The 25221-nt window shown below is 69.6% G+C and carries 19 protein-coding genes; 12 read left to right on the forward strand and 7 right to left on the reverse strand.

Features of this window, described 5'->3' with window-relative positions:
- Window positions 1–7 precede the first annotated feature (7 nt).
- Both Amac_RS15250 and Amac_RS15255 read right to left on the reverse strand, forming a co-directional pair.
- Window positions 8–1585 (reverse strand): MFS transporter, encoded by a 1578-nt coding sequence (locus tag Amac_RS15250; RefSeq protein WP_155355023.1) that lies wholly within the window; start codon window positions 1583–1585, stop codon window positions 8–10.
- 52 nt (window positions 1586–1637) lie between these two features.
- A complete protein-coding gene (locus Amac_RS15255; protein WP_155355024.1) occupies window positions 1638–2273 on the reverse strand; it encodes a class I SAM-dependent methyltransferase in 636 nt (211 codons plus the stop codon).
- 109 nt (window positions 2274–2382) lie between these two features.
- Here Amac_RS15255 and Amac_RS15260 point away from each other — a divergent pair, with 109 nt between their 5' ends.
- The gene (locus Amac_RS15260; protein ID WP_155355025.1) at window positions 2383–2973 is read left to right on the forward strand and encodes a helix-turn-helix domain-containing protein; all 591 of its coding nucleotides are present in this window, start codon (window positions 2383–2385) and stop codon (window positions 2971–2973) included.
- On the opposite strand, the gene rox is transcribed toward Amac_RS15260, so the two are convergent.
- The 3 genes from rox to Amac_RS15275 all read right to left on the reverse strand — a co-directional run bounded on the left by rox (window position 2966) and on the right by Amac_RS15275 (window position 7386).
- A complete protein-coding gene (gene rox / locus Amac_RS15265) occupies window positions 2966–4393 on the reverse strand; it encodes a rifampin monooxygenase (protein ID WP_155355026.1) in 1428 nt (475 codons plus the stop codon). The two genes, Amac_RS15260 and rox, sit on opposite strands and share 8 nt — an antisense overlap.
- Before the next feature lie 300 nt (window positions 4394–4693).
- On the reverse strand, window positions 4694–6043 hold the full coding sequence (locus Amac_RS15270; RefSeq protein ID WP_155355027.1) for a 3-hydroxybutyrate oligomer hydrolase family protein: 1350 nt from the start codon (window positions 6041–6043) through the stop codon (window positions 4694–4696).
- Window positions 6043–7386 (reverse strand): MFS transporter, encoded by a 1344-nt coding sequence (locus Amac_RS15275; protein WP_155355028.1) that lies wholly within the window; start codon window positions 7384–7386, stop codon window positions 6043–6045. The genes Amac_RS15270 and Amac_RS15275 overlap by 1 nt, the downstream gene beginning before the upstream one ends.
- A gap of 254 nt (window positions 7387–7640) precedes the next feature.
- Between Amac_RS15275 and Amac_RS15280 the strand changes: the two genes are divergently transcribed.
- The 6 genes from Amac_RS15280 to Amac_RS15305 are packed head-to-tail and all read left to right on the forward strand — an operon-like array spanning window position 7641 to window position 14973.
- Window positions 7641–8651, forward strand: a complete 1011-nt coding sequence (locus tag Amac_RS15280; protein WP_155355029.1) for a LacI family DNA-binding transcriptional regulator — start codon at window positions 7641–7643, stop codon at window positions 8649–8651.
- Window positions 8648–9898: a sugar ABC transporter substrate-binding protein gene (locus tag Amac_RS15285; protein ID WP_218041089.1), complete on the forward strand. Its 1251-nt coding sequence runs from the start codon at window positions 8648–8650 to the stop codon at window positions 9896–9898. The genes Amac_RS15280 and Amac_RS15285 overlap by 4 nt, the downstream gene beginning before the upstream one ends.
- 14 nt (window positions 9899–9912) lie before the next feature.
- Window positions 9913–10800, forward strand: a complete 888-nt coding sequence (locus Amac_RS15290) for a carbohydrate ABC transporter permease (protein ID WP_218041090.1) — start codon at window positions 9913–9915, stop codon at window positions 10798–10800.
- Window positions 10797–11606, forward strand: a complete 810-nt coding sequence (locus Amac_RS15295) for a carbohydrate ABC transporter permease (RefSeq protein WP_155355031.1) — start codon at window positions 10797–10799, stop codon at window positions 11604–11606. The genes Amac_RS15290 and Amac_RS15295 overlap by 4 nt, the downstream gene beginning before the upstream one ends.
- A gap of 12 nt (window positions 11607–11618) precedes the next feature.
- Window positions 11619–13124 carry a glucoamylase family protein gene (locus Amac_RS15300; RefSeq protein ID WP_155355032.1) on the forward strand — a complete coding sequence of 502 codons (1506 nt, stop codon included), beginning with the start codon at window positions 11619–11621 and terminating at the stop codon, window positions 13122–13124.
- Window positions 13125–13146: 22 nt separating this feature from the next.
- Window positions 13147–14973 carry a GH39 family glycosyl hydrolase gene (locus Amac_RS15305; protein WP_155355033.1) on the forward strand — a complete coding sequence of 609 codons (1827 nt, stop codon included), beginning with the start codon at window positions 13147–13149 and terminating at the stop codon, window positions 14971–14973.
- A gap of 37 nt (window positions 14974–15010) precedes the next feature.
- On the opposite strand, the gene Amac_RS56130 is transcribed toward Amac_RS15305, so the two are convergent.
- Window positions 15011–16444, reverse strand: coding sequence for a glycosyl hydrolase (locus tag Amac_RS56130; protein WP_155355034.1), 1434 nt, complete (start codon window positions 16442–16444; stop codon window positions 15011–15013).
- A 241-nt stretch (window positions 16445–16685) separates the two neighbouring features.
- Window positions 16686–17714: a LacI family DNA-binding transcriptional regulator gene (locus Amac_RS15315; RefSeq protein ID WP_155355068.1), complete on the reverse strand. Its 1029-nt coding sequence runs from the start codon at window positions 17712–17714 to the stop codon at window positions 16686–16688.
- Between the two features lie 259 nt (window positions 17715–17973).
- On the opposite strand from Amac_RS15315, the gene Amac_RS15320 reads away from it, so the two are divergent.
- The 5 genes from Amac_RS15320 to Amac_RS15340 all read left to right on the forward strand — a co-directional run bounded on the left by Amac_RS15320 (window position 17974) and on the right by Amac_RS15340 (window position 25198).
- Window positions 17974–19302, forward strand: a complete 1329-nt coding sequence (locus Amac_RS15320) for a GH1 family beta-glucosidase (RefSeq protein ID WP_246268358.1) — start codon at window positions 17974–17976, stop codon at window positions 19300–19302.
- Between the two features lie 238 nt (window positions 19303–19540).
- A complete protein-coding gene (locus Amac_RS15325) occupies window positions 19541–20860 on the forward strand; it encodes an ABC transporter substrate-binding protein (protein WP_218041091.1) in 1320 nt (439 codons plus the stop codon).
- A 74-nt stretch (window positions 20861–20934) separates the two neighbouring features.
- Window positions 20935–21867 carry a carbohydrate ABC transporter permease gene (locus Amac_RS15330; protein ID WP_155355035.1) on the forward strand — a complete coding sequence of 311 codons (933 nt, stop codon included), beginning with the start codon at window positions 20935–20937 and terminating at the stop codon, window positions 21865–21867.
- Window positions 21864–22724 carry a carbohydrate ABC transporter permease gene (locus Amac_RS15335; RefSeq protein ID WP_155355036.1) on the forward strand — a complete coding sequence of 287 codons (861 nt, stop codon included), beginning with the start codon at window positions 21864–21866 and terminating at the stop codon, window positions 22722–22724. The genes Amac_RS15330 and Amac_RS15335 overlap by 4 nt, the downstream gene beginning before the upstream one ends.
- Window positions 22725–22735: 11 nt before the next feature.
- Window positions 22736–25198, forward strand: a complete 2463-nt coding sequence (locus tag Amac_RS15340) for a glycoside hydrolase family 2 protein (RefSeq protein ID WP_218041092.1) — start codon at window positions 22736–22738, stop codon at window positions 25196–25198.
- The last annotated feature ends 23 nt before the right edge of the window (window positions 25199–25221 follow it).

The raw sequence follows: 25221 nt of genomic DNA on the forward strand, positions 1-25221 counted from the left end.
CGGTGAGTCAGCGCAGGTCGGCGACTACATCGTTGGATTCACGGCTGTCGGAATCCTGGGGCCGTTGCTGCGGACCTCGCGCGAGAACGTAGACGAACAGGACCGCCATGACGACCGCGCCTGCCCACATGGCCTGCTGCCAGCCGGCGACGAAGGACTCTTGGGCGGCTCGGGCCAGCGCCTGCGCCTGCGAGCCGACCCCGTCGGCGGCCGCGAGGGCGTTGGCGACGCCCTCGCGGGCGGTGTCGGCGGCGGCGTCCGGCACTCCGTCGAGCCGGGAGTCGATGGCGCCGCGGTAGCCGGCGGTCAGGACCGCTCCGAGCAACGCGACACCGAGCGCGCTGCCGAACTCCCGGGTCAGGTCGTTGAGCGCGGACGCGACACCTTGCCGCTCACGCGGCAAGGCGCTGGTGATGGCCTCGGTGGAGGGCGTCATCGTCAAACCCATCCCGAGTCCCATGGCGAGCATGCCGGGGAGGACCGAGAGGTAGCCGCCGTCGACGGAGACGAAAGCGGCCATGAGGACCAGCCCCGCGCCACCCAGGAAGATCCCTGAGGCCATCGTCGGGCGGCTGCCGACGCGCGCGGCCACCCGCGGGGCGAGGCCGGAGGCGAACATCATCAGCAGCGCCATCGGCATGAGCGCCAGGGTGGAGCGAAGGCCGGACCAGCCGAGCACCGCCTGGAAGTACGGGAAGAGGACCACGAAGATCCCCGCCTGCACGCCGAAGACCGTCAGGAGCGACACGGAACCGCTCGCGAGACCTCGCTCGCGGAACAGGCGGACATCGAGGAGCGGAGCCTGCCGGCGCAGCTCCCAGGCCACGAATCCGACCGCGGCGAGGACGCCGACGAGGAGGCTCAGCAGCGTCGCGGGCGCGGTCCAGCCTCGTTCCGGGCCCTCGTGGAGGAAGAAGACGAGCCCGACCACCGCGGCCACGGACGACAGCGAACCGACGGTGTCGAACCCGTGCCCTGACGCCTCGCGCGAGTTCGGGATGGATCGCAGCGCCATGACGACGGCGACGACGACGAGCACGACCGGCAGGACGAAGAGCCACCGCCAGCTCGCCAGGTCGACCAGCACGGCCGACAGGTACATCCCCAGGATGCCGCCACCGCCGGCGACGCCGGTCCACACGCCGATCGCCTTGGAGCGTTCCTCGTCCGGGAAGGTCGAGGTGATGACGGCGAGGGTGACCGGCATGATCATCGCTGCGCCCACGCCGCTCAGGAAACGCGCGGCGAGCATGATCTCGGACGAGGTGGCGAGGCCGGCCGCCGTACTCGCCATTCCGAAGACGAGCAGGCCCGCGAGCAGCACCGGCCTGCGGCCCCACCGGTCGCCCATCGCGCCGAGCGGCAGGAGCAACGCGGCCAGACTGATGGTGTAGATGTTGATGAACCACAAGACCTCGGTTTGCGAGGCGTCGAACGCGACGGCGAGCTCCGGCTGGGCGACGTTCAGCCCGGACACCGAAGCGATGACCGCCATGAGCGCGATGCAGACCCCGACCAAGATCGTACGTCGTTGTCGTGGGTCCTGGATGGTCGGGCCCGCGTCTGAGGACCGGTTCGTACGCATGGGCATTCCTTTCAAGAAGGCAAGGGGAATCGGCGCCGGTCGGATGGTGTGATTACCGGCGTCGGGTGGCGCGCACGACGACGTCGTGGACGGGGACGGCCCGGCCATCGGGGCCGGTGAGCGTGCGGCGGTGCTCTTCGGCGGTGACGATCTCCCACTCCATGTCGTCCATGCGCGCGGTGATGGCCGCGGCGGTGGACGATGCTTCGGCAGGAGGGTGGTGCTCGTGGCCGGTAGCGCCCGGGGCGTGCAGGTGTCCCACGATGAGTAGCGTGCCGCCGGGAGCCACCCATCCGGCGATGCGGTCGTAGAACTCCAGCTGGGGCATCGCCGGGTGGGCGTAGTTGGTCATGACCAGGTCGAACTGCGCGTCCGGGCTCCAGACGCTCAGATCCGCCTCAACCCACTGCAAGCGCTCGAGGGCCCCGCTCGCCGCCGCGCGCTCGGCGGCGTGGGCAAGGGCCTCGGACGAGATGTCGGCCGCGGTGACGTGCCAGCCGTGGGAGGCAAGCCAGATCGCCTCGGCACCGCCGCCGCACCCCGCATCCAGTGCCGTGCCCGGCGTCAGGCCGCTGGTCTCCCGAGCGAGGTACGGGTTCGGCGGGTGGCCGGCCATGGATCCGAAACCCCCAGCTCGCCCTTGGTGCCAGCGCCGCTCCCAGTAGTCCTTGTCGAATTCGTGCGCCATAGGTCGTCCTCCTCGTTCGCGATGATCTCTCCGCCGGAGCCGGTGACCTCATGGTGCTGATGGAGAAGGCGGATGTGCAAACGTTGTTGCCGAATGGCAAAATGGAGGGATGGATGAATCCATTGATCGCACTCTTGACGCTGTCGGGCCGAGGTTGAAACGCCTTCGGCTGCAGCGCGACGTCACGCTCGCCGACCTGGCGGCGGAGACCGGCATCTCCACCAGCACCTTGTCCCGGCTCGAGGCGGGCCTGCGACGTCCCACGCTCGAGCAGCTGCTACCGCTTGCCCGCGCCTACGGGGTCACCCTCGACGAGCTCGTCGATGCGCCGCAGACCGGCGACCCCCGCATCAATCTGCGTCCTATCCCCCGCAGCGATGGCTCGGTCATCCTGCCGCTGACCCGCAGGCCCGGCGGAATCCAGGCCTACAAGTTCGTCCTCCCGACCGGAAGCGACGACGCCGAACCCGACCTGCGCACCCACGAGGGCTACGACTGGGCCTATGTCCTCAACGGAACGCTCCGCCTCGTACTCGGGGAACACGACCTCATTCTCAAGCCCGGGGAGGCCGCGGAGTTCGACACGCGTACCCCGCACTGGTTCGGGGCCACCAGCGCGGGCCCCGTCGAGTTCCTGAGCCTCATCGGGAAACAAGGCGAACGCGCGCACGTCCGCGCGGCACCGGCGACGCTCAGCTGACGGCGGCGCCGAACCACTTGGGCAGCTGGCCGAGCAGCTCCCGCTGGTCTTCGCCGACCCACGCCACGTGGCCGTCCGGCCGCAGCAGCACCGCGGGCACGTCCAGTTCATCGCTGACGTCGACGACGTGGTCGACCCGCGCTGCCCAGCCCGCCACCGAGAGCCGGCCGGTCTGGTCGAGCAGCAGCCCGCGGCCGCCGTGCATCAGCTCGTACAGGCGACCCCGCTTCAGCTCCACGTCTCGCATCCGCCGGCCGAGCAGGTCATGCCCCTCGCCGAAGTCGTAGCGCACCCCGATCGCGGTGATCTTTTCGATCAGGTACCGGTTCACCTCCTCGAAGTCCATCAGTTCCGACAGCAGCCGGCGCACTGCCTGAGGGCCCGGCTCGGTGGACAGCAGCTCCATCTGCGCGCGGGTGTTGTCCAGCACGTCGGCGGCCACCGGGTGCCGTTCGGTGTGGTAGCTGTCCAGCAGCCCCTCCGGGGCCCAGCCGCCGATCTCGGCGGCCAGTTTCCAGCCGAGGTTGAACGCGTCCTGGATGCCGAGGTTGAGCCCCTGCCCGCCGGTCGGCGGGTGGATGTGCGCCGCGTCGCCGGCCAGCAGCACCCGGCCGGTCCGGTAGCGCTCGGCCAGCCGGGTGGCGTCGCCGAAGCGGGAGAGCCAGCGCGGTGAGCGCACGCCGAAATCAGTGCCCGCGAAGGCCCGCAGCTGCTGCTTGAACTCCTCGAGAGTCGGCGGAACCGCGCGGTCCTCGGCCACTCCCTCGGCGGGCACGATGACGCGGTACACCCCGTCCCCGAGGGGGCCGGCGCCGAACCGCAGTTGGGTCTTGCGGACTTCCGCGACGATGGCGGCGACCGTCTCCGGATCCTCGGTCACCTCCATCTCGCCCAGCAGCGTCTCGACCCTGGAGGGCTCGCCGGGGAAGCCGACGCCGAGCAGCCTGCGCACCGTGCTGCGGCCGCCGTCGCAGCCGACGAGGTAGCGCGAGCGCAGCCGCGTGCCGTCGGCCAGCTCGGCCATCACCCCGTCCTCGTCCTGGCTCAGCCCGACCAGCTCGCAGCCGCGCCGGATCTCGGCGCCGACCTCGGTGGCGTGCTCGGTCAGCAGGCGCTCGGTGGTGGTCTGCGGGATGGCGAGGATGTACGGATGCGCGGTGTCCAGCCGGTCGGGCCACTGCTTGGTGATGCCGGCGAAGAAACCGCCGACCGAGAACTGCCGGCCGAGCGCGAGGAACCGCTCCAGCAGACCGCGCTGGTCCATTACCTCGATGCTGCGCACGTGCAGGCCGAGCGCGCGGACATACCCGGTCGGCTCCGCCTCCTTCTCCAGCACGAGCGCGTGCACGCCGTGCAGCCGCAACTCGCCGGCCAGCATCAAGCCGGTCGGCCCGCCGCCGGCGATGATCACGTCGATCATGAACCCCCCACTCAACAACGTCGCATTTCGGCCAGCCGCTCCACCGGGGGTTCGACGTCCCGCGAGAGCCACACGTCGACAAAGCACACGTACTCTGCGAACCCCTGATTTACCCAGGTTCTGGCTTCGGTCGGAGATTCTGCGGCATGACCCGGGTCTTGCCGCAAGCCCCCCGGTGCGCTATACGTTGAGAGTGGCAAGGAGTGGGCGACCTCCTTGCCTTTGCCTTTTGTGGTCCGCTGTGGACGGGCAAGCCGGCCGAGGTGGGCCCGCGACCGGCTATCGAACGTGACCGCCGAATCAGGCCTTCAACGAGCAGGTGTTCTCCAGGTCGCCCGTCGTCGGGCGGGAGAGCGTCGCGCTCGCGGGTGGCCGGACGCCCGTGCCGATCCACGACTCCAGCGCGGTGAAGGCGCTGCGGAAGCAGGGCAGCAGTGGCCGGATCCGGTCGGGGTAGGCCGGGTAGAGGCTGTCGACGTGGTTGCCGCCCTCGACTCGGTAGTAGCGGAACAAGCGGTTGCGATGGCTGTCGGCGATCATCTTGGCGTAGACGTCGGAGTCCGCTCCGATGGGCAGCAGGGTGTCCAGCGTGCCATGGATCGTGATCAGCGGGCGCTTGATCTTCCCTGTGAGGGCGACCCGCGCGACGGCCTGCCGTACGGCGGCGGGGCGGGAGGCGTAGTCGTAGTCGGTGTCGCAGCCGGGCGTGCCCGAGGCGCAGAACGGCGTGCCCGCCTCGGCGTCCCCGTCGTAGGACGGGTCGAACTCCTCGCGGTAGACCCGCTGGGTGAGGTCCCAGTAGTAGCTGTAGTGGAAGGCCCACAGGAAAGACGACTCGGCCGCGAAACCGGCCTCGATCATTCCGGCGGTGTCCCCGCTCGGGTACGCGCGCAGCGCGGGCGGGAGGAAGGTCAGCAGGTTGGGTCCGGCGGCCGTCCAGAGCACGCCCTCCCAGTCCACGCCGCCGTCGAACAGGTCGGGACGGTTCTCCAGTTGCCAGCGCACCAGGTAGCCGCCGTTGGACTGACCGGCCGCGATCGTGGTGCGGGCGGGCCGGCCGTACCGCTGCCGCACGACCTTCTTGGCGGCGATGGCGAGCTGGCTGACCCGGTCGTTCCACTCGGCGACCGCGTCGCCGGGACGGACGCCGTCGCGGTAGAAGGTCACGCCGGTGTTGCCCTTGTCGGTCGCGGCGTAGGCGTAGCCGCGGGCCAGCGCCCAGTCGGAGATCGTGAAGTCGTTGGCGTAGGTCTCCCTGTTGCCTGGGGACCCGGCCACGACCAGGCCGCCGTTCCAGTGCCGGGGCAGCCGGATGACGAACTGGGCGTCATGGTTCCAGCCGTGGTTGGTGTTGCCGGTCGAGGTGTCGGGGAAGTAGCCGTCGACCTGAATCCCGGGAACGCCGGACGGGTTGACGGCGCCGGCGGAGTTGAGCCCGGCCCAGTCGGCCTGGTCGGTGTGCCCCGTGACGAGCGTGCCCTTGGTGGTGAGATCGTCTAGGCAGGCGACCACCTGCCGCTCCGCGCCCGGCACGGTCACCTCGGGGCAGGGGGCGGCGGAGGCGTCCGGGGCGGGGACGGTGACCGCACCGGCGACCAGGGTGACGCCCGCGAGGGCGCGCGCGGTGAGCCCGCGCAGCCGGCCGGCCATCAGGCTTCCTTCACGACGGGTACGGCGGCGGCCTCGCCCACGCCGGACGTCGGAGCCACCGCGGCCAGGTCCCGCTCGCGCGTCTCCTTGGCGGCGAACACCGCCACCAGCGTGAGGATCGCGGCAAGAGCCACGTAGAGGGAGATCGGGAGGCTGGCGCCGTACGCGTCGAGCAGCGCGACCGCGATGATCGGAGCGAGCGCGCCCGCCACGATCGAGGCGAGCTGGTAGCCGATCGACACGCCCGAGTAGCGCATCCGCGTCCCGAACAGTTCGGAGAAGAACGCCGCCTGAGGGCCGTACATCGCGCCGTGGAAGACCAGGCCGACGGTCACCGCCAGCGTCGTCAGGGCGAACGAGGCGGTGTCGATCAGCGGGAAGAACGCGAACGCCCACACGCCCACCCCGAGCGCGCCGAGCAGGTACACCGGCCGCCGGCCCAACCGGTCCGACAGCGCGCCCCACAGCGGGATCGTGACGAAGTGGATGGCCGAGCCGATCAGCACCGCGTTGAGCACGGTGCCCCGGGGCAGTCCCACCGTGGTCGTGCCGTACACCAGGACGAAGGCGGTGATCACGTAGTAGGAGATGTTCTCGGCGAGCCGGGCGCCGATCGCGACCAGCACGTCGGAGCGGTGGTGGCGGAACACGTCCATGATCGGGGCCTTCGGCGCGGCCTGCTGGTTGGCCACCGCCTCCTGGAACAGCGGTGACTCGGCCACGCTGAGCCGGACCCACAGGCCGATCAGCACGAGCACGCCCGAGAGCAGGAACGCGATCCGCCAGCCCCACGCGAGGAAGGCGTCCTCCGGCTGGACCGCCGCCAGCAGCGCGAGGACGCCCGTGGCCAGCAGGTTCCCGCCGGGCGCGCCGGCCTGCGGCCAGGAGGCCCAGAAGCCGCGGTGGCGCGGATCGCCGTGCTCGGAGACCAGCAGCACCGCTCCGCCCCACTCGCCGCCCAGCGCGAAGCCCTGCACCAGGCGTAACGCGGTGAGCAGCAGGGGGGCCGCGGCGCCGAGGGTCGCGTAGGTCGGCAGCAGGCCGATCAGGAACGTGGCGCCGCCCATCATCAGCAGGCTGATGACGAGCAGCCGCTTGCGGCCGAGCCGGTCGCCGAAGTGGCCGAACACCAGCCCGCCGAGCGGCCGGGCGACGAAGCCGATCGCGTAGGTGAGGAACGCGAGGAGGGTGCCGGTGAGTTCGTCTTCGTTGGGGAAGAACAGCTTGTTGAACACCAGAGCGGCGGCGGCGCCGTAAAGGAAGAAGTCATACCACTCGATCGTGGTGCCGATCAGACTGGCCGCGATGACCTTCCTGATCCGGCTGGGTGACGTTGAGGCCATGGGAACTCCTCGCATCGGGGGGCGGGTTCCGCAACGGTATGCATGGACCTTTGTGACTCCTATGTGTCAGCTCAACACACATCAGGAATCCGGTATGTGAGGCCTCGGAACGGCTCACAGCGGCGGCAGAGCCGTCGTGAAGGGGTCTTTACAACGACAGGGCCGAGGTGTCACACTCGGGCAATCCCACGATGTAAGCGCTTCCACATCGTGGCGAGAGTGAGTGGAAGCGCTTACACTCCAAGAGGTCCCACGTGGCGAACAGTGACGAGAGCGCGACGATCTACCAGGTCGCGCAACGGGCCGGCGTGTCCATCGCCACCGTGTCCCGGGCGTTGCGCGGCACGGGGCCGGTCGCCGCCAAGACTCGGGAGCGGGTGCTGCGCGCCGTCGAGGAGCTGCGCTTCACCCCCAGCCGCCTGGGCGTCTCGCTGGCCTCCGGCCGCCACGCCGCCAACGGCATCGTCTTCCCCGACCTGTCGGGGCCGTACTTCGCGGAGGTGCTGCTCGGCTACGAGGAGGTCGCCTCCGAGCTGGGCCGGTCGGTGATCATCCTCTCCACCCGGGGCAGGGCCGCCGTGCCCGACCTGGTCCGCGACCTGTCCCGCCGGGTGGACGGCATGGTCATCTTCGGCCAGACGGTACGGGACGACGTGGTCGCCGAGATCGTCGACTCAGGCCTGCCGCTGGTGATGATCGCCCGTGACGATGTCGCCGGCGCCGACGTGGTGGCCAGCGAGAACACCGTGTCGGCGGCCCGGCTGGCGAGCCACCTGCTCGGCCACGGCTACCGGCGCATCGCGCTGGCCGGAGGCCACGACAACGGCGACATCACCCAGCGGTGGACGTCCGTCGGCCAGGTCCTCAGCGAGCACGGTCTCACCCCGCCCGAGCCGTCCCCCTGCGAGTTCACCGTCGAGGGCGGGCACGCCCTCGGCCGCTACCTGCTGTCCGGTCCCCGGCCCGAGGCGATCGTCTGCGCCGACGACCAGGTGGCCCTCGGCGTGATCCTGGCCGCCGAGGAGCTCGGCCTGTCCGTGCCCGGTGACGTCGCCGTCACCGGATGGGACGACATCATGGCCGCCCGGCACGCCCGTCCCGCGCTCACCACCGTCCGGCAGCCGATGCGCGATCTCGGCGCCCGCGCCGCCCGCGCCCTGGACGAGCTGATCACCGGCGCCCGGGACACCCCACGCTCGCAAGTCACCCCCACCGAGCTCGTCATCAGAGCGAGCTGCGGTACGCACCCTCTGGAGGAAGCGTGAAGAGGTTCGTCATCGGAGTGGCCGCGGTGGGCCTGCTCGCCGCCGCGTGCGGCAGGAGCGCCGACGGCCCGGCGGAACAGGCCAAGGACGTCGACGTCAACAAGGCCACCGGCGAGGTCACCGTGTGGGCGATGGGCGCCGAGGGGGAGGCGCTCGGCGCGTTCGCCAAGGAGTTCGAGGCGGCCAACCCCGGCATCACCGTCAAGGTGACCCCGCTCGGCTGGGACGTCGCCCACGACAAGATCACCGCCGCCATCGCCGGGAACGCCACCCCCGACGTCTCGATGCTGGGCAGCACCTGGATGGGCGAGATGGCCAAGACCGGCGCCCTGGAACCCACCCCCGGCAACCTCATCGACAAGTCCGTGTTCTTCCCCGGCGCCTGGAGCACCGGCGAGGTCGGCGGCACCGCGTACGGCGTGCCCTGGTACGTGGAGACCCGCGCCTTCTACTACCGCACCGACCTGGCCGAGAAGGCCGGGGTCAAACCCCCCGCCACCTGGGCGGAGACCACGGCCTTCGTCAAGGCGTTGAAGGACAAGGCGGGCGCCGAACTGGGCGTGGAGCAGAACTTCAAGCAGGGCTCCTGGCAGGAGGTGGTCCCGCTGGTCTGGCAGGCGGGCGGCGACATCTCCGCCGCCGGCAAGTGGACGCTGGACACGCCGGAGATGGTCACCGCGCTCACCCACTACTCCTCCTTCTTCAAGGACGGCCTGTCCGCCACCGACCAGCCGACCGGCGCGTTCCCGCAGACGTTCGTGAAGGGCGAGGTCGGGGCGTTCTACTCCGGGCCGTGGATGATCGCCGGGATGGAGAAGGAGGGCGGCGCGGGCTTCGCCGAGAAGTTCGCCGTCGCGCCGTACCCGAAGGGCAGCGCCGGCGGGACCAGCGTCATCGGCGGAAGCAACATGGTGGTCTTCAAGAGCGCCAAGAGCCGGGACGCGGCCTGGAAGTTCCTCCAGTGGCTGACCGATCCGAAGGTGCAGGCGAACTGGTTCGGCAAGGTGAGCGCGCTGCCCAGCGTGCAGGCCGCCTGGCAGGAGCCCGCGCTCACCGCCGACCAGCGGGTGGGGGTCTTCGGCGAGCAGCTCAAGGACGCCAAATCTGCGCCGGCCGTGCCGACCTGGGAGCAGGTCGCGAAGGTGATGGAGACCGAGATCGAGAAGCTCGCGCTGGGCAAGCAGTCGGCCGCGGAGGCGGCCAAGGCGATGCAGGCGCAGGCGGAGGCGATCGGGACCGGGGCCTGATCATGGTGGCTGCCGTGGGGACCAGGGCGCCGCTTCGCCGTACCGGGATCGCCTGGTTGTTCGTGGCGCCGTTCGTGGTGGTCTTCGCGGTGTTCTGGGCGGGGCCGCTGCTGGTGGGGCTCGGGATGAGCTTCACCGACATGCGCAGCACCGACGTACGGGATCCGCTGGGCGTGGACCTGGTCGGCGTGCGGAACTACCTGCGGCTGTTCGACGACGAGCTGATGCGCAAGGCGGCGGTCAACACGCTGGTGTTCGTGGTCACCGCGCTGCCGCTGACGCTGGGTCTCGGCCTGGCGGCGGCGGTGGCGCTGAACTCCGGGATCGCGCGGCTGCCCGCGGTGTTCTTCCGGCTGGGGTACTACCTGCCCTACATCACCAGCATCATCGGCATCGCGGTGGCCTGGCGGTTCCTGCTCGATCCCGACGCGGGGCCGGTCAACCAGCTGCTGGCGGCGGTCGGCGTGGACGGGCCCTCATGGCTGGCCGACGAGACGCTGGCGCTGCCGGTGATCATCGTGATGACGGCCTGGCGGAGTTTCGGGTTCGACATGGTCATCCTGCTGGCCGCCCTGCAGGGCATTCCGAAGGAGCTGTACGAGGCCGCCGAGGTGGACGGCGCGGGGCGCTGGGAGCGGTTCCGGTGGGTCACCGTGCCGATGCTGCGACCGGCGTTGCTGTTCTGCACGGTGTACAGCTCGATCGGGTTCACCCAGTTCATGGAGGAGCCGCTGGTGATGACCCGGGGCGGCCCCGCGGGGGCGACCACGTCGGCGTCGCTGGCCATCTACAACCAGTTCGGGTCCGGAAATTTCGGTTATGCGGGGGCGGCGGCCACCGTGCTGTTCACCGTGATCGCGGCGCTGGCGTTCCTCCAGTTCCGGCTGGGGAGGTCGCGATGACGCGCCGGGTGTGGACCTACGCGGGCCTGGCCGTCGGCCTGGTGCTGGTCGCCTTCCCGTTCGGGTGGACGCTGCTCGCCTCGTTCAAGCCGGAGGGCGAGATCCGCCGCGACCCGCCGACGTTCCTGCCCGACCAGTGGACGTTCGGCAACTACGCGGGGCTCTTCGAGCGTACCCAGATGGATCAGGCATTCTTCAACAGCACCGTGGTCGCGCTGGCGGCCGTGGCGGGCAACCTGCTCTTCTGCTCGATGGTCGGGTACGCCTTCGCCAAGTTGCCGTTCCGGGGCAGGAACGTGCTGTTCGGCCTGGTGCTGGTGCAGATGATGGTCCCGGCGATCGTGGTGATGATCCCGCAGTTCGTGCTGATCGCCAGGTTCGGTCTGGTCAACACGTTCCTGGGGATCATCCTGCCGACCGTCGTGACGCCGCTCGGGATCTTCCTGATGCGGCAGTTCATCGCCGACATCCCGGACGAACTCGTGCACGCCGCCCGGGTGGACGGCGCCCGGGAGTTCCGGATCTTCTTCCAGATCGTCCTGCCCCTCTGCAAGCCCGCGCTCGCCACGCTCGGCCTGATCACCTTCTTCACCTCGTGGAACGCGTTCATCTGGCCGGCCGTGGTGGCGCAGAGCGAGGACATGTACACCCTGCCGGTCGCCCTGGCGATCTTCAACAGCGCCCAGGCCACCCAGTACGGCCTGCTCATCGCGGGCGCCGTCGTGGTGGTCCTCCCCATCCTCGTGATCTTCCTCTTCCTGCAGCGCTACTTCGTGCAAGGCACCACATTCACCGGTCTGAAGTGACGGGAAGTTTCCATGCGAACTCGTTTATGGGCCGCTCTCGCGGCCTGCCTCGTCCTGCTCCCCACCGCGCCCGCCGCCGCCTCCTCCGAGAAGAGAACCCTCGAAGGGTACGCACGGGACACCTGGCGCTCGATGACCGCGATGGTGGATCCCGCCACCGGCATCCCGGCCGACAAGATCGAGGGCACCCTCTCCCCCGCGACCCGAGCCAAGGTCACCTCCCCCACCAACATCGCCACCTACCTGTGGAGCACGGTCGCCGCCCGCGACATCGGGCTGATCCGCAGGTCCGAGGCGCTCACCCGGGTGACCCGGGTGATCCGCGCGGTCGAACGGCTGGAGCGGCACGCGCCCACCGGCCAGTTCTACAACTGGTACGACCCGCACACCCTCGCCCTGGTCCGCACCTGGCCGGAGAGCGGCTCGGTGGTCGAGCCGTTCGCCTCCAGCGTCGACAACGGCTGGCTGGCGGCGGCGCTGATGATGCTCCGCACGGCCGTGCCCGAGGTCGCCGCGCGGGCGAACGCGCTGGTCACCGGCATGGACTTCCGCTCCTACTACGACCCGGCCGCCCAGCCGGACACCGGCCTGCTGCGCGGCGGCTTCTGGCCCGCCCAGCCGTCGGGCTGCTCGGTGGCGAGCGACTACAACGGCTCCGGCACCACGGTCTACTCCACCTGCCACCACTACGGCGCGCTCACCGAAACCCGGATCACCTCCTACGTCGGCATCGCCCTCGGCCAGCTCCCCAAGAACCACTATTTCGGCATGTGGCGGACATTCCCGGATACGTGTGACTGGTCATGGCCGGAGCAGAAACCGGTCGGGGTCTGGGAGACCCACCAGGGCGTGAACGTCTTCGAGGGCACGTACGGCTACCGCGGCCTGCGCCTGGTCCCCACCTGGGGCGGCAGCATGTTCGAGGCGCTCATGGTCCCGCAACTCGTCCCCGAGGACACCTGGGGCGCCCGCAGCTGGGGCCGCAACCACCCGATCTACGTGGCCGCCCAGCGCGCCCACGGCCTCGACGACGCCAAATACGGCTACTGGGGCTTCTCCCCCAGCAACAACCCGGCCGGCGGCTACCGCGAGTACGGCGTGGACGCCATCGGCATGGACACCGACGGCTACACCTCCGACCAGGAACGCACCTCCGTCGACTACGGCTTCGGCGACTGCCGCCCCGGCAAACCGGAACCCGCCTCCTACGGCGACGGCGTGGTCACCCCGCACGCCTCCTTCCTGGCCCTGCGCTACGCGCCCGCGCAGGCGCTGGACAACCTCGCCAAGATCAAAGCCGACTTCGACGCGTACGGCCCCGGCGGCTTCTACGACGCGGTCGCGGTGCGCAGCGGGCAGGTGGCCAAGCAGTACCTGGCGCTCGACCAGGGGATGATCATGATCGCGCTCGGCAACGCGCTGAGCCGGGACGCGCTGCGCGGGTACTTCGCCACGCCGAAGGTCAAGGCCGTCCTCGCGCCGTTGCTCGCCGAGGAATCCTGGAACGTGTCCCACTAATTCACCTAGATCGGGGAGAAACATGAGCACGGCCGAGTCCGCACGACGCGACTGGCTGAACCGCATCTACCGGCCGTCCGGGGAGGTGGCGGGGCCCCCGTTGCCGGACCTCGCCGCCCCCTCGGGGGTGCGAGCCAGGTCGGGGCGCGGGCACGTCACGGTGAGCTGGGATCCGGTACCGGGGGCGATCGGCTATCTGGTCGAGCGGGCGGCCGAGGCGGCGGGGCCGTACCGGTCCGTCGAGCAGCCGGACGTGGATGTGCCGGCCGTGCCGGGGACCCGGTTCGTGGACACCTTCGCGGCCGCCGCCTGGTACCGGGTGGCGGCGGTCGCGACCGTGGACGCGGCCGGGCCGTTCAGCTCCCCGGTGTCCGTCTCATCGGGGGCGGACACCGGGGAGGTGGCGGTGGCGGTGGACGCGTCGCGGGTGATCGGCCCGGTCGGGCGCCCCTGGGCGTACATGATCGGGTCGGAGCACCTGTCCCACCTGCTGTCGGACGACACGGTCGGCGGGCGGCCGATCGGCGCGGAGCTGTTCACGGCGCTGCGCGTCATGCGGGAGGAACTGGGCGTGCGCACGGTCCGCGCGCACGCCATCCTCTGCGACGATCTCGGCGTCTACCGGGAGGTCGACGGCGAACCCGTCCACGACTTCCGGAAGGTGGACGAGGTCTACGACCGCATCATGGCCATCGGGCTGCGGCCGATCGTCGAGCTCTCCTTCATGCCCCGCGACCTGGCCGCCGATCCGGACAAAACCGTCTTCGGCTACCAGGCGATCATCTCCCCGCCGAAGGACTACGACCGCTGGGGCGACCTGGTCCGCGCCCTCGTCAGCCACCTCGCCGACCGGTACGGCCTGCAGGAGCTCATCGACAACTGGGCGTTCGAGGTATGGAACGAACCCAACCTGGAGGTCTTCTGGAGCGGCACCCCGGAGGAGTTCTTCCGCCTGTACGACGTCTCCGCCGCCGCCGTGAAGGACGTCCACCCGGAGCTCCGCGTCGGCGGCCCGTCCTCGGCGGCCGACGGCTGGGTCCAGGAACTCCTCGACCACGTGCACCGCTCGGGCGCGGCCCTCGACTTCCTCTCCACCCACACCTACGGCAACGCGCCGCTGGACTGGCGGCCCGCGCTGGCCCGGCACGGCAGGGCGGGCACCCCCATCTGGTGGACCGAGTGGGGCCCCACCCCCACCCACTTCCACGGCATCGGCGACGGCCCTTTCGGCGCGACCTTCCTGCTGCACGGCATGCGCTCAGCGGCCGGGCGGCTGGCCGCGCTGGCCCACTGGGTGGCCTCCGACCACTTCGAGGAGCTCGGCCGCCCGCCCGCCCTCTTCCACGGCGGCTTCGGCCTGCTCACGGTCGGCAACCTCCGCAAACCCCGCTACTTCGCGTTGTCCCTGGCCAACCGCCTGGGCGAGCACGAACTCTCGCACACCCTCACCGGCGACGTGGGCGGCGTCGAGATCTGGCCCGCCCTCGCCGCCGACGGCACCATCGGCCTCCTGATCTGGAACGGCACCCTCAACCAGTCCCAGGCGGGCGGCGACCCCGCCCTCACCCGGGATGTCACGCTGACCCTGACCAACCTGCCCGAGGACTCCTACACCCTCACCCACCACCGGATCGACCTGACCCACTCCAACATCCAGTCCGCCTGGCCGGCCAGCACACCCTGGCCGGACCCCCACCAGTGGACGGCCCTCCACGAGGCCAACACACTCGACGAGCTCACCCCACCACAAACCGTCGACGGCGGCACGGTGACCCTCACCTTCCCCCTCCCGATGCCCGGCGTCTCCTACCTGGAACTACGCGCCGAGCACCGCTCGATGACCAGCTGACGCAGGCGCCCGGCCCGGTAGGAAGACCGGAGGCCGGTCAGGCGGGCAGGGTCCACCTCTGCCAGGCGTTGCTGTTGGCGTCCCAGATCTGCAGGCGGGTGCCGTTGGCGGTGCTGCCACCGGGGACGTCCAGGACACGGCCCGACTGCGGGTTGCGCAGCTGGCCGGTGCCGAGGCTCTGCCACTGCTGGGCGCCGGATCCGTTGCAATCCCAGATCTGGATCGGGGTGCCGTTCGCGGTGCCCTGGCCGGTCACGTCCAGACACTTGCCGAGCGCCCGGATCGTGCCGTCCGTGCCGACCGTCCAGCGCTGCGCGGCTGTACCGTTACAGTCATACAGGTCAACGGCCGTGCCGTTCGCGGTGCCCGCCCCCGCCACATCGACGCACTTACCGCCCACACCGGTGATCGGGCCGGTACGCCCCGGCTGCGAACCCGTCGGGATGCTGATCTCGCCGCGGTTGAGGACACGCCCGTCGTAGTAGGTGGCCTTCACGCCGTCGTTGGTGTTGTACTCGGGCTTGATCAGCCAATCCATCCACACACTGAAGTACGTCCATTTCGGCTGCGCGGCCAGCTGAGCCGGGGTGGGTGTACGGCCGACCTCCGCCAGGGCGATCGGCTTTCCGTGGGAGATGTTCTGCATCGCCTGGTACCAGTCGTTCGAGGGGAAGTACTGCACCCACACGTCGAGCGTGACGAGGTCGACGTAGCTGTCACCCGGGTAGTAGTCGCCGACGCTGCCGGCCTTGCCCGCGAGGTCCTTGACGTTCCAGACCCAGACAATGTTGTCGAAGCCCTTCCCGACCAGGTAGTCACGTGTGATCTGGAACAGCTTGCGGCTTCCGTTCGCGCCCGGACGCCCGCCCCACCACGACCACGCTTCGTTCATCTCGTGCTGCGGCCGGAACAGGACAGGGATTCCGGCGTCCTTGAGCTGCTGGAAGTAGGGCACCGTCTGGTCCAGGCGCCGCTTCCACGAGGTGTTGAGCGGCGTGCCGTCGGTGACGAGTTCGTTCCACTGGGAATCGGACAGCCAGCTGCCCTTCACGGGCCAGGAGCCGCCCTCGAAGTTGCAGGTCGCGACGAGCGGCACGCATGCGTGCCAGGTGATCGCCGGGATCGAGCCCGCCGCCCACGCGGCCTTGGCCTGGTCGAACACGCGCTGCCGGTTGTCGATGTCGTTCTGGCTGAAGCCGAAGTCGCCACCCCAGACGCCCGGGAAGAGCCCGGTGATGTCGCGGACCTTGTTCGTCCACTGCGTCGGGTTGCTGTTGGGGCCGTCCTGCTGACCGGACAGCCAGTTGCGGCCGGTCAGGCCGGCGAAGTAGTTGATCACGTCGGTACGCGTCACCCCCGGAGGAGCCGGAGGCGCCGCCGCGGCCGGAGAGGCACCGCCGAGCGCCACCGTGGTGGCCAGGGCGATGGCCGATAAGGCCCTCAGGAATCGGACGGAAAAGCGTCTGGACATGGGCCGGTGTCCCTTCGATGGAGGACGGATACCGCCGAGTAACTGTAGCGTTTTAGTTCATCCTTGCGTCGGGACGGTAGAAGGGACCCGCGCCACTGTCAAGAGTCCTAACTGAAGATGGACGGGCTTGTGAGCATCGCGCACGGAGAGTGAGATCCGGTGTTCACGCAGGTGAAGGCGACGAATGGGTATGGGGGCGCCCCCGCGATGGCGGTGTTCGATCGCGTGGCGGGGCCGCTGCTCAGGCGCGAGGTGGTGCCGTCGAGCGGCGCGGGACCAGGCTGGGTGGTTGCGTGGCGTGGGACTCGTGTTCGACGCCGTTCATCACGTCGAACAGGGCATTGGTGACCTCGGCGCCGAACGCGTGGATGTCGTGGCTCATCGCCGACAGCGCCGGGCGCGTGAGCTGGCACAACTGTGAGTCGTCCCAGGCCAGTAGGGACAGGTCCGCGGGAACCGACAGGCCGAACTCGTCCACGACGTTCAGCGCGGCGACCGCCATGAGGTCGTTGTCGAAGATGATCGCGGTGGGCCGTCTGGGCTCGAGTAGCAGCCGGCGGACCGCCCTGCTGCCCTGTCCGGCGGAGAAGTCGGCGACCTCGGTCTGGCCTTCGATGCCCAGTTCGCTCACGACTTCCTGGAACGCCGCGGTCCGGATCACCGAGTGACCGAGTTCGGCCAGGCCGGAGACGCGTCCGATGCGGCGATGGCCCAGCGCGGCCAGGTAGCGCACGGCCTCCCGGATCGCGGCGTCATCGTCGGTCCAGACGCAGGTGAACGGTCCGGCCAGGGACGGGTGCCCGACGGCGACCGCCGGCAATCCGATCTCGGCGAGCGCCGGAATGCGAGGGTCATCGACTTTCAAGTCGACCAGGATGCTGCCGTTGACCCGTCCACCCTGCCACCACTCGCGGTGGACCTCGATCTCCTCGTCAGCCTCGATCACCCGCAGCAGCAGCGAGCACCCGCGCTTGCCGAGCACGCTCTCGATCCCGGAGATGAACTCCATGTAGAACGGCTCGAGCCCGAGCAGCCGGGCCGGCCGCGCGATGGCGAGGCCGACCGTGTGCACCGCGTGCCCGGACAGCGCGGCGGCGGCCAGATTCGGACGCCAGCCCAGGTCGCGGGCCGCTTTCAGGATGCGTTCCTTGGTGGCCGCCGACACGCCGGGCCGATCGTGCAATGCGATCGTCACCGCCGATGGCGACACCCCGGCCAGCGCGGCAACATCCTTGATCGTCGCCCTGCGATCCCTGCGGGCCGCACCCATCTCCGTCACAACGACCGCCTTCTGACACCAGAGCAGGGTCGCGTTCGGCCCCGATCGAGGTCAATGTACCCGCTCGCCGACTGCAAGGTGCGAGTAGATGCCCATCCATGGCGTACGCCCCGGCCGACTCTCAGACCCGAACAGCCCGGCCAGGAGGCCCAGCCGTTCCCGAGCAAGTGCACTGTATCGATCTATGGACAGACCGAAATATCGAACTTATGGTGAGCCGGCGCGCCTCCGACCACACGAAGGGAAGCCCATGCCTCACGACCCCATGACGACCTTTCCCGCGTACTTCCGCTGGGGAGTGGCGACCTCGGCGTACCAGATCGAGGGTGCGGCCCGCGAAGACGGCAGGACCGACTCCATCTGGGACACCTTCTGCCGGGTACCGGGAGCTGTCGCCAACGGCGACACCGGTGACGTGGCCTGCGATCACTACCACCGCATGCCCGAGGATGTCGCCCTGCTGGCGGGACTCGGTGTGGACACCTACCGGTTCTCGATCTCGTGGCCGCGCGTGCAACCGGGCGGGAAGGGCCCGGCGAACGAGAAAGGGCTGGACTTCTACGATCGCCTCGTCGACGAACTGCTGGCCAGCGGCGTCGACCCGTGGGTGACGCTCTACCACTGGGATCTGCCCCAGGAACTGGAGGATGCCGGCGGCTGGCCGGAGCGCGACACGGCCTGGCGGTTCGCCGACTACGCCGAGCTGGCGTTCGCCCGCCTCCAGGACCGCGTCGCATCGTGGACCACGCTCAACGAACCGTGGTGTGTGGCCATGTACGGCTACGCCGACGGCATGCACGCCCCCGGACACCGTGACCGCGCCGCCGCCATGCACGCTGTCCACCACCTGCTGCTCGCCCACGGCACAGCCGTCGACCGCATGCGTAGCGCCGGCGGCGACCACCATTTCGGCATCACCCTCAACCTGACCCCGGCGATCCCGCGGACCGAGGCCGACGTCGAGACCGCCCGCCGCGCCGACGGCTTCGGCATCCGCATGTACCTGGACCCGCTGCTGCGCGGCCACTACCCGTCCGACACCCTCGCCGACCTGGCCGACGAGGGCATCACCCTGCCAGTGGAACCGGGCGACCTGGCCGCCATCGCCACGCCGCTGGACGTGCTCGGCGTGAACTACTACTTCACCGAGACCGTACGGGCCGACGGCGCGGCCGTCCGGACCGGGCCGACGACCGCGCTCGGCTGGCCGATCACGCCCGCGGGGCTGACCGACCTGCTGGTCCGCCTGCACCGCGAGTACCCGCCGATCCCGATCGTCATCACCGAGAACGGCGGCGCCTTTCCGGACGAGAAACCAACCACCACCGAAGCCACGATTGACGACGTGGACCGGATCGCCTTCCTGCGCGAGCACATCGACGCCGTGGCCCAGGCCCGCCATCAGGGCTGTGACGTGCGCGGATACTTCGTCTGGACACTGTTCGACAACTTCGAATGGGCCCACGGCCACGGCCCCACGTTCGGTCTCGTCTCGGTCGACCGGACCGACCAGCGGCGCACGCTGAAGCGCAGCGCGCACTGGTACCGCGACATGATCACACGAAATGTATCGATTTAGTACCGATCGCACGGCGCAAGTCCACCTGGCGACACTCATTTAAGCATTTCAAGCGATATGTCCGTGGCAGCGTGCCCGCAATCCCCTTCAGAAGAGCGCGGACGTTACTAAAACGCTCTATGGACACTTTGAAATGTTGCGCCTAGGTTAAGCAGCCATCAGCCGCTTGGGGGCCCAGGGCGAGACGTCCGTCGTGCGGTACGGCACGGCAGTTCACCAGAACGAGGAGATGTGCGACGTGCGAGGACCACGCGTGATGGCGGCCGGCATCGCCCTGATGATCGGCCTGACCGCCTGCGGCGGCGGTGGCGGAGCAGCCCGGAACGAGGGCGCGGTAACGGTACCGTCCGACCCCGGACAGGTGGCTGGGACGATCACCGTCCTGACCAACCGGACCGACCAGGTGCAGGACGGCACCGCCAAGGCGTACGCCGCCGAGTTCAACAAGCTCTACCCGAACGTGAAGGTCGAGTTCCAAGGGCTCACCGACTACGAGGGCGACGTGCGGATCCGCATGAACAGCGCGGACTACGGCGACGTCCTGTCGATTCCGAACTCGGTGCCGACCAGCCAGTACCCCACGTTCTTCGCCCCGCTCGGCTCGGCCGCCGAGATCTCGAAGAAGTACGACTTCACCGAGCGTGGCACCGTCAACGGCCAGGTGTACGGCATCGCCAACATCGGGGTCGCCAACGGCTTCGTCTACAACAAGGCCGTCTGGCAGCAGGCCGGGGTGACCGGATGGCCGAAGACGCCCGCCGAGTTCATCGCCGCGCTGAAGGCGATCAAGGAGAAGACCGGCGCGACCCCGTACTACACGAACTACAAGGACGCCTGGCCACTGACGAACTGGGGCAACGCGGTCGGTTCGGCGAGTTGTGACCCGGCCGCCAACGACGCGCTCGCCACGACGAAGGAGCCATGGGCCGCCGGGCAGGAGCTCAACGTCATCGACACGCTCCTGTTCGACATCGTGAAGAACGGCCTGTCGGAGGCCGACCCGAACACGACGAACTGGGAGAACTCCAAGAACCTGATCGCCACCGGCAAGATCGCCACGATGTGGCTCGGCTCGTGGGCGGTCGTGCAGATGCGGGACGCGGCCACGAAGGCGGGCGGCAACCCCGACGACATCGGCTTCATGCCGTTCCCGGCGCAGGTCGACGGCCATTTCTGCACCGCCGTCCGCCCCGACTACCAGTACGCGATCAATGTGCACAGCGAGAACAAGCCGGCGGCCCGGGCGTGGATCGAGTGGTTCATCACCAAGTCCGGTGACGCGCAGAAGGCACTGTCGATCTCGTCGGTCAAGGGGGCTCCGCTGCCCAGCAGCCTGCAGCCCTTCCAGGACGCGGGCGTGAAGTTCGTCAGCCTGAGCTGGGCGAAGAACGCGACGGTCCTGGACATCGACAAGGCGTCAGAGGTGGGTCTGGGCGCGCCCGACTACCGCCAGCGCCTGGTCGACGTCGCCCGCGGCGCGGCCAAGGGCGACCTGCCCGGCATCTTCGCCGACCTCAACAAGAAGTGGTCCGAGGCCCAGGCCACCATCGGCGGCTGACCTGCTCCGGGGCGACGCGACGGCACCGAAACGCCCGAGCGCCGCCCCGGAAATCGCGAGGAGAGAAGGAGCGCATGTCGGCATCTCATCTGGCGCGCCCCCGCCCCGTACGCCCACGGACGGAGGCGGAGCAGCGGCGACGCCCTGACCAGAGGCGGTGGTGGACGCCATGGGTCTACCTGGCGGTCCCGCTGGTGCTGCTGGTGGCCTTCACGCACGTCCCGGCCGTGAGCATGTTCGTCTACAGCCTGACGGACTGGGACGGCCTGAGCCCGACGCGGAACTTCGTGGGCGCCGGCAATTACCTGGACCTGTTCACCCGCCCGAAGATGCTCCAGGTGTTCGTGGTTAGCCTGTTCTACCTCGCGGGCGCGGCGATCCAGATCGTGGTGGCGCTCTATTTCGCGACGATCCTGAGCTTCAACACCAGATTCAGGAACGTGTTCAAGGGCGTCCTGTTCTTCCCGTACCTGATCAACGGCGTGGCCATCGGATTCGTGTTCCTCTACTTCTTCCAGCCCGGCGGCACGCTCGACACGGTGGTGCGCCTGTTCGGCCTGGAGCCGCACCTGTGGCTGGGCGATCCCGACCTGGTGAACACCTCGCTGGCCGGGGTGTCAGTGTGGCGGTTCATGGGCCTGAACATGGTGCTGTTCCTGGGCGCGATCCAGTCGATCCCGCCGCAGCTGTACGAGGCGGCCTCGCTCGACGGAGCCAACCGCTGGCAGCAGTTCCGCCACATCATCGTCCCCGGCATCAAGCCGATCATCAGCCTGAGCGCGATCCTCGCGATCTCGGGAGCGCTGTCGGTGTTCGAGATCCCGTTCATCATGACCGGCGGCTCGAACAACAGCGAGACGTTCGTGATCCAGACGATCAAGCTCGCGTTCAACTTCAACAAAGTCGGCCTGGCGTCGGCCGCCGCGGTCGTGCTGCTCGCGGTGGTGCTGCTGGTCACCTGGGTGCAGCGACGGCTCATCCCGGAGGAGCGGGTGGAACTGTCATGACGGCCGCGCACCGCAGGCTTTCGCCGTCGTCCGGCCATGGTGTCCTCACGGTCCTGAAATACGCCTCCCTCCTGCTGGCCTCGGCGGTCGTGGTCGTCCCGCTACTGGCGATCATCCTGACCTCGCTTCGCACGCCGGGCGAGATGACCACCGACCCGAGCCCCCTGTCGGCCCCCGCGAACTGGTTCAACTGGGAGAACTTCCAGATCGCCTTCGCTGAGGGTCACCTGCTCAGGGCGCTCGGGAACACGACCTTCATCCTGTTCTTCTCGCTGCTGGGCACCGTGTTCATCGGCTCGATGACCGCGTACGCGGTGGATCGGTTCCGGTTCCGCGGCAAGAAGGTCGTGATGACGCTGTTCCTGGTGGCCGCGCTGGTGCCGGGGGTCACGACGCAGGTCGCGACCTACCAGGTGGTCAACGGGCTGGGCGTGATGAACACGCTGTGGGCGCCGGTGCTGCTGTACATGGGCACCGACATCGTGTCGATCTACATCTTCCTGCAGTTCATCCGGTCGATCCCGATCTCGCTCGATGAGGCGGCCCGGATGGATGGCGCCAGGTCGCTGACGGTCTACTGGCGGATCATCCTGCCGCTGCTGCGGCCCGCCATCGCGACCGTCGTCATCGTCAAGGGCGTCGCCATTTACAACGACTTCTACATCCCGTTCCTGTACATGCCGTCCGAGGGGCTCGGCACGATCTCCACCGCGCTGTTCCGGTTCAAGGGGCCGTTCGGAGCGCACTGGGAGGTCATCTCCGCCGGGGCGGCGCTGGTCATCCTGCCCAGCCTCGTCGTGTTCCTCGCCCTGCAGCGGTTCATCTACAACGGCTTCGCGGCCGGTGCCACCAAGTGAGGAGTCGCGCGTTGAGCACGTACGCCATGCCCCTGACCTCGGGCTGGACGGTCACACTCGAAAGCGGCGGAGGTCCTGAGGGGCTGCGGGGAACGCCGATCCCGGCCACGGTGCCCGGGTGCAGCCACGCGGACCTGCTGGCCGCCGGGGTGATCGCCGACCCGTACGTGGGGCGCAACGAACTCGAGGTCGCCTGGGTCGGGCGCGCGGACTGGCGCTACGACACCCGGCTGCCCGAGGTCACGGGCGGCTGGGAACGCGTGGACCTCGTCTTCGACGGTCTGGACACGGTGGCGCGGGTGAGCCTGGACGGCCGCGTCCTGGGCGAGACGCGCAACATGCACCGCTCCTACCGGTTCGACGTCACCGGCCGTGCCCGGGAAGGTGCCGCCCTCTCGGTGCGGTTCACCTCGGCGTACACCGAGGCCGAGGCGTTGCGGGACCGGCTGGGGCCGCGGCCGAACGCCTACCCGGAGCCCTTCAACTACGTGCGCAAGATGGCCGCGAGTTTCGGCTGGGACTGGGGGCCGACCCTGGTCACGGCCGGGATCTGGCGGCCGGTGCGGCTGGAGTGCTGGAACACGGCACGGCTGGCCCGGGTGCGCCCGGTGGTCACGGTCACCGGCGGCCGGGGCCGCGTGGCGGCCCACTTTGAGCTGGAACGGACGGCCCCGGGGCGCGAGGTGCACGCCTCGGTGACGGTCGGCGGGCACACGGCCACGACGACGATCACCGGTGACCGGGGTGCGGTCGCCGTCGAGGTGCCCGACGTCGCCCTCTGGTGGCCGCGCGGACATGGCGCCCAGCCGCTGTACCCGGTCCGCGTCCTGCTGACCGACGCGGAGACCGGCGCGGAACTGGATGTATGGGAACGCCGCGTCGGCTTCCGCACGGTCGAACTAGACCAGTCCCCCGACGCCCACGGCACGGCCTTCGCCCTGCGGGTCAACGGCGTCCCGGTCTTCGCGCGCGGCGTCAACTGGATCCCCGACGACGCGCTCCCCGTCCGCGTCACCCCCGAGCGATACCGTACGCGGCTGGAGCAGGCGGCGGCGATCGGCGTGAATCTGGTCCGGGTGTGGGGCGGCGGCATCTACGAGGACGCCGCCTTCTACACCGCATGCGACGAACTGGGCCTGATGGTCTGGCAGGACTTCCTGTTCGCGTGCGCCGCCTACCCCGAGGAGCAGCCGCTGCGCGGCGAGGTCGACGCCGAGGCGCGCGAAAACGTGGTGCGGCTGATGCCGCACCCGAGCCTGGTGCTGTGGAACGGCAACAACGAGAACCTGTGGGGGTTCCGCGACTGGGACTGGGAGGACGCGCTCGCCGGGGCGAGCTGGGGCGAGGGCTACTACCTGGGCCTGCTGCCGAGGATCGTCGCCGAGCTGGACCCGACCAGGCCCTACGTGCCGGGCAGCCCGTGGTCGGGCTCATGGGACCGGCACCCCAACGACCCCGCGCACGGCCCGTCGCATTTCTGGGAGGTGTGGAATCGCCGCGACTACACCGATTACCTCAACGCGGTGCCGCGCTTCGCGGCCGAGTTCGGGTGGCAGGCCCCGCCCGCGTACGCGACCTTGACGGCGGCCCTGCCGGGTGAGGACCTGAACCACGACTCGGCCGGGATGCTGCACCACCAGAAGGCCGAGGACGGCAACGGCAAGCTGCGGCGTGGCCTCGCGCACCACTTCACGACCCCGGTCACGTTCGACGACTGGCACTATCTGACGCAGGTCAACCAGGCTCGCGCGGTCGCGACGGCCGTCGCCTACTGGCGTTCGCGCTGGCCGGTGTGCGCGGGGACGGTCGTGTGGCAGCTCAACGACTGCTGGCCGGTCACGTCGTGGGCCGCCATCGACGGCGCCGGACGGCCCAAACCGCTCTACCACGAACTGCGCCGCCTGTACGCCGACCGCCTCCTCACCTTCCAGACGCACGGCGGCGTACGCGTCCTGGCCGTGGACAACCAGTCCGCCGAACCGTGGCAGGGGGTCGCCGCAGTGCGCCGGATGCGCGCCGACGGGACCGTGCTCGCGAAGGAGGTGGTGCCGTTCGCGGCCGGACCACGGAGCGTCGCCGTGCTGCCTCTGCCGGCAGGGCTGGCCGAGTTCGGCGACGTACTCGCGGAGTTCCTGGTCGTGGACGCCGACCGGCTGCGCGACGTGGTGCTGGGCTGCGCCGACGCCGTGTTCGGCTACCCGCCGGCCGAATTCGACCTGGCTGCCCGACCGGTGCCCGGCGGCCTCGACGTGGTGATCACGGCCCACACCTTCGTCCGCGACCTGCTGGTTCAGGCCGACCGCCTGTCCCCGGACGCCGTCGCCGACACCGGCCTGGTCACGCTGCTGCCCGGGGAGACGCGCACGATCCGGATCACCGGCGTCGGCGCCGTGGACGTCGAGCGGCTGCGCGCGGCCATCTTCAGTGTCAACGCGGCGCAGCCGACGCTCGAAGGCGCGCTGCGCCGGCCTTAGTCCCGTCACCCACTCCAGAGAAG

Origin of the sequence: Acrocarpospora macrocephala (assembly GCF_009687865.1) — a bacterium.
Lineage (GTDB): Bacteria > Actinomycetota > Actinomycetes > Streptosporangiales > Streptosporangiaceae > Acrocarpospora > Acrocarpospora macrocephala.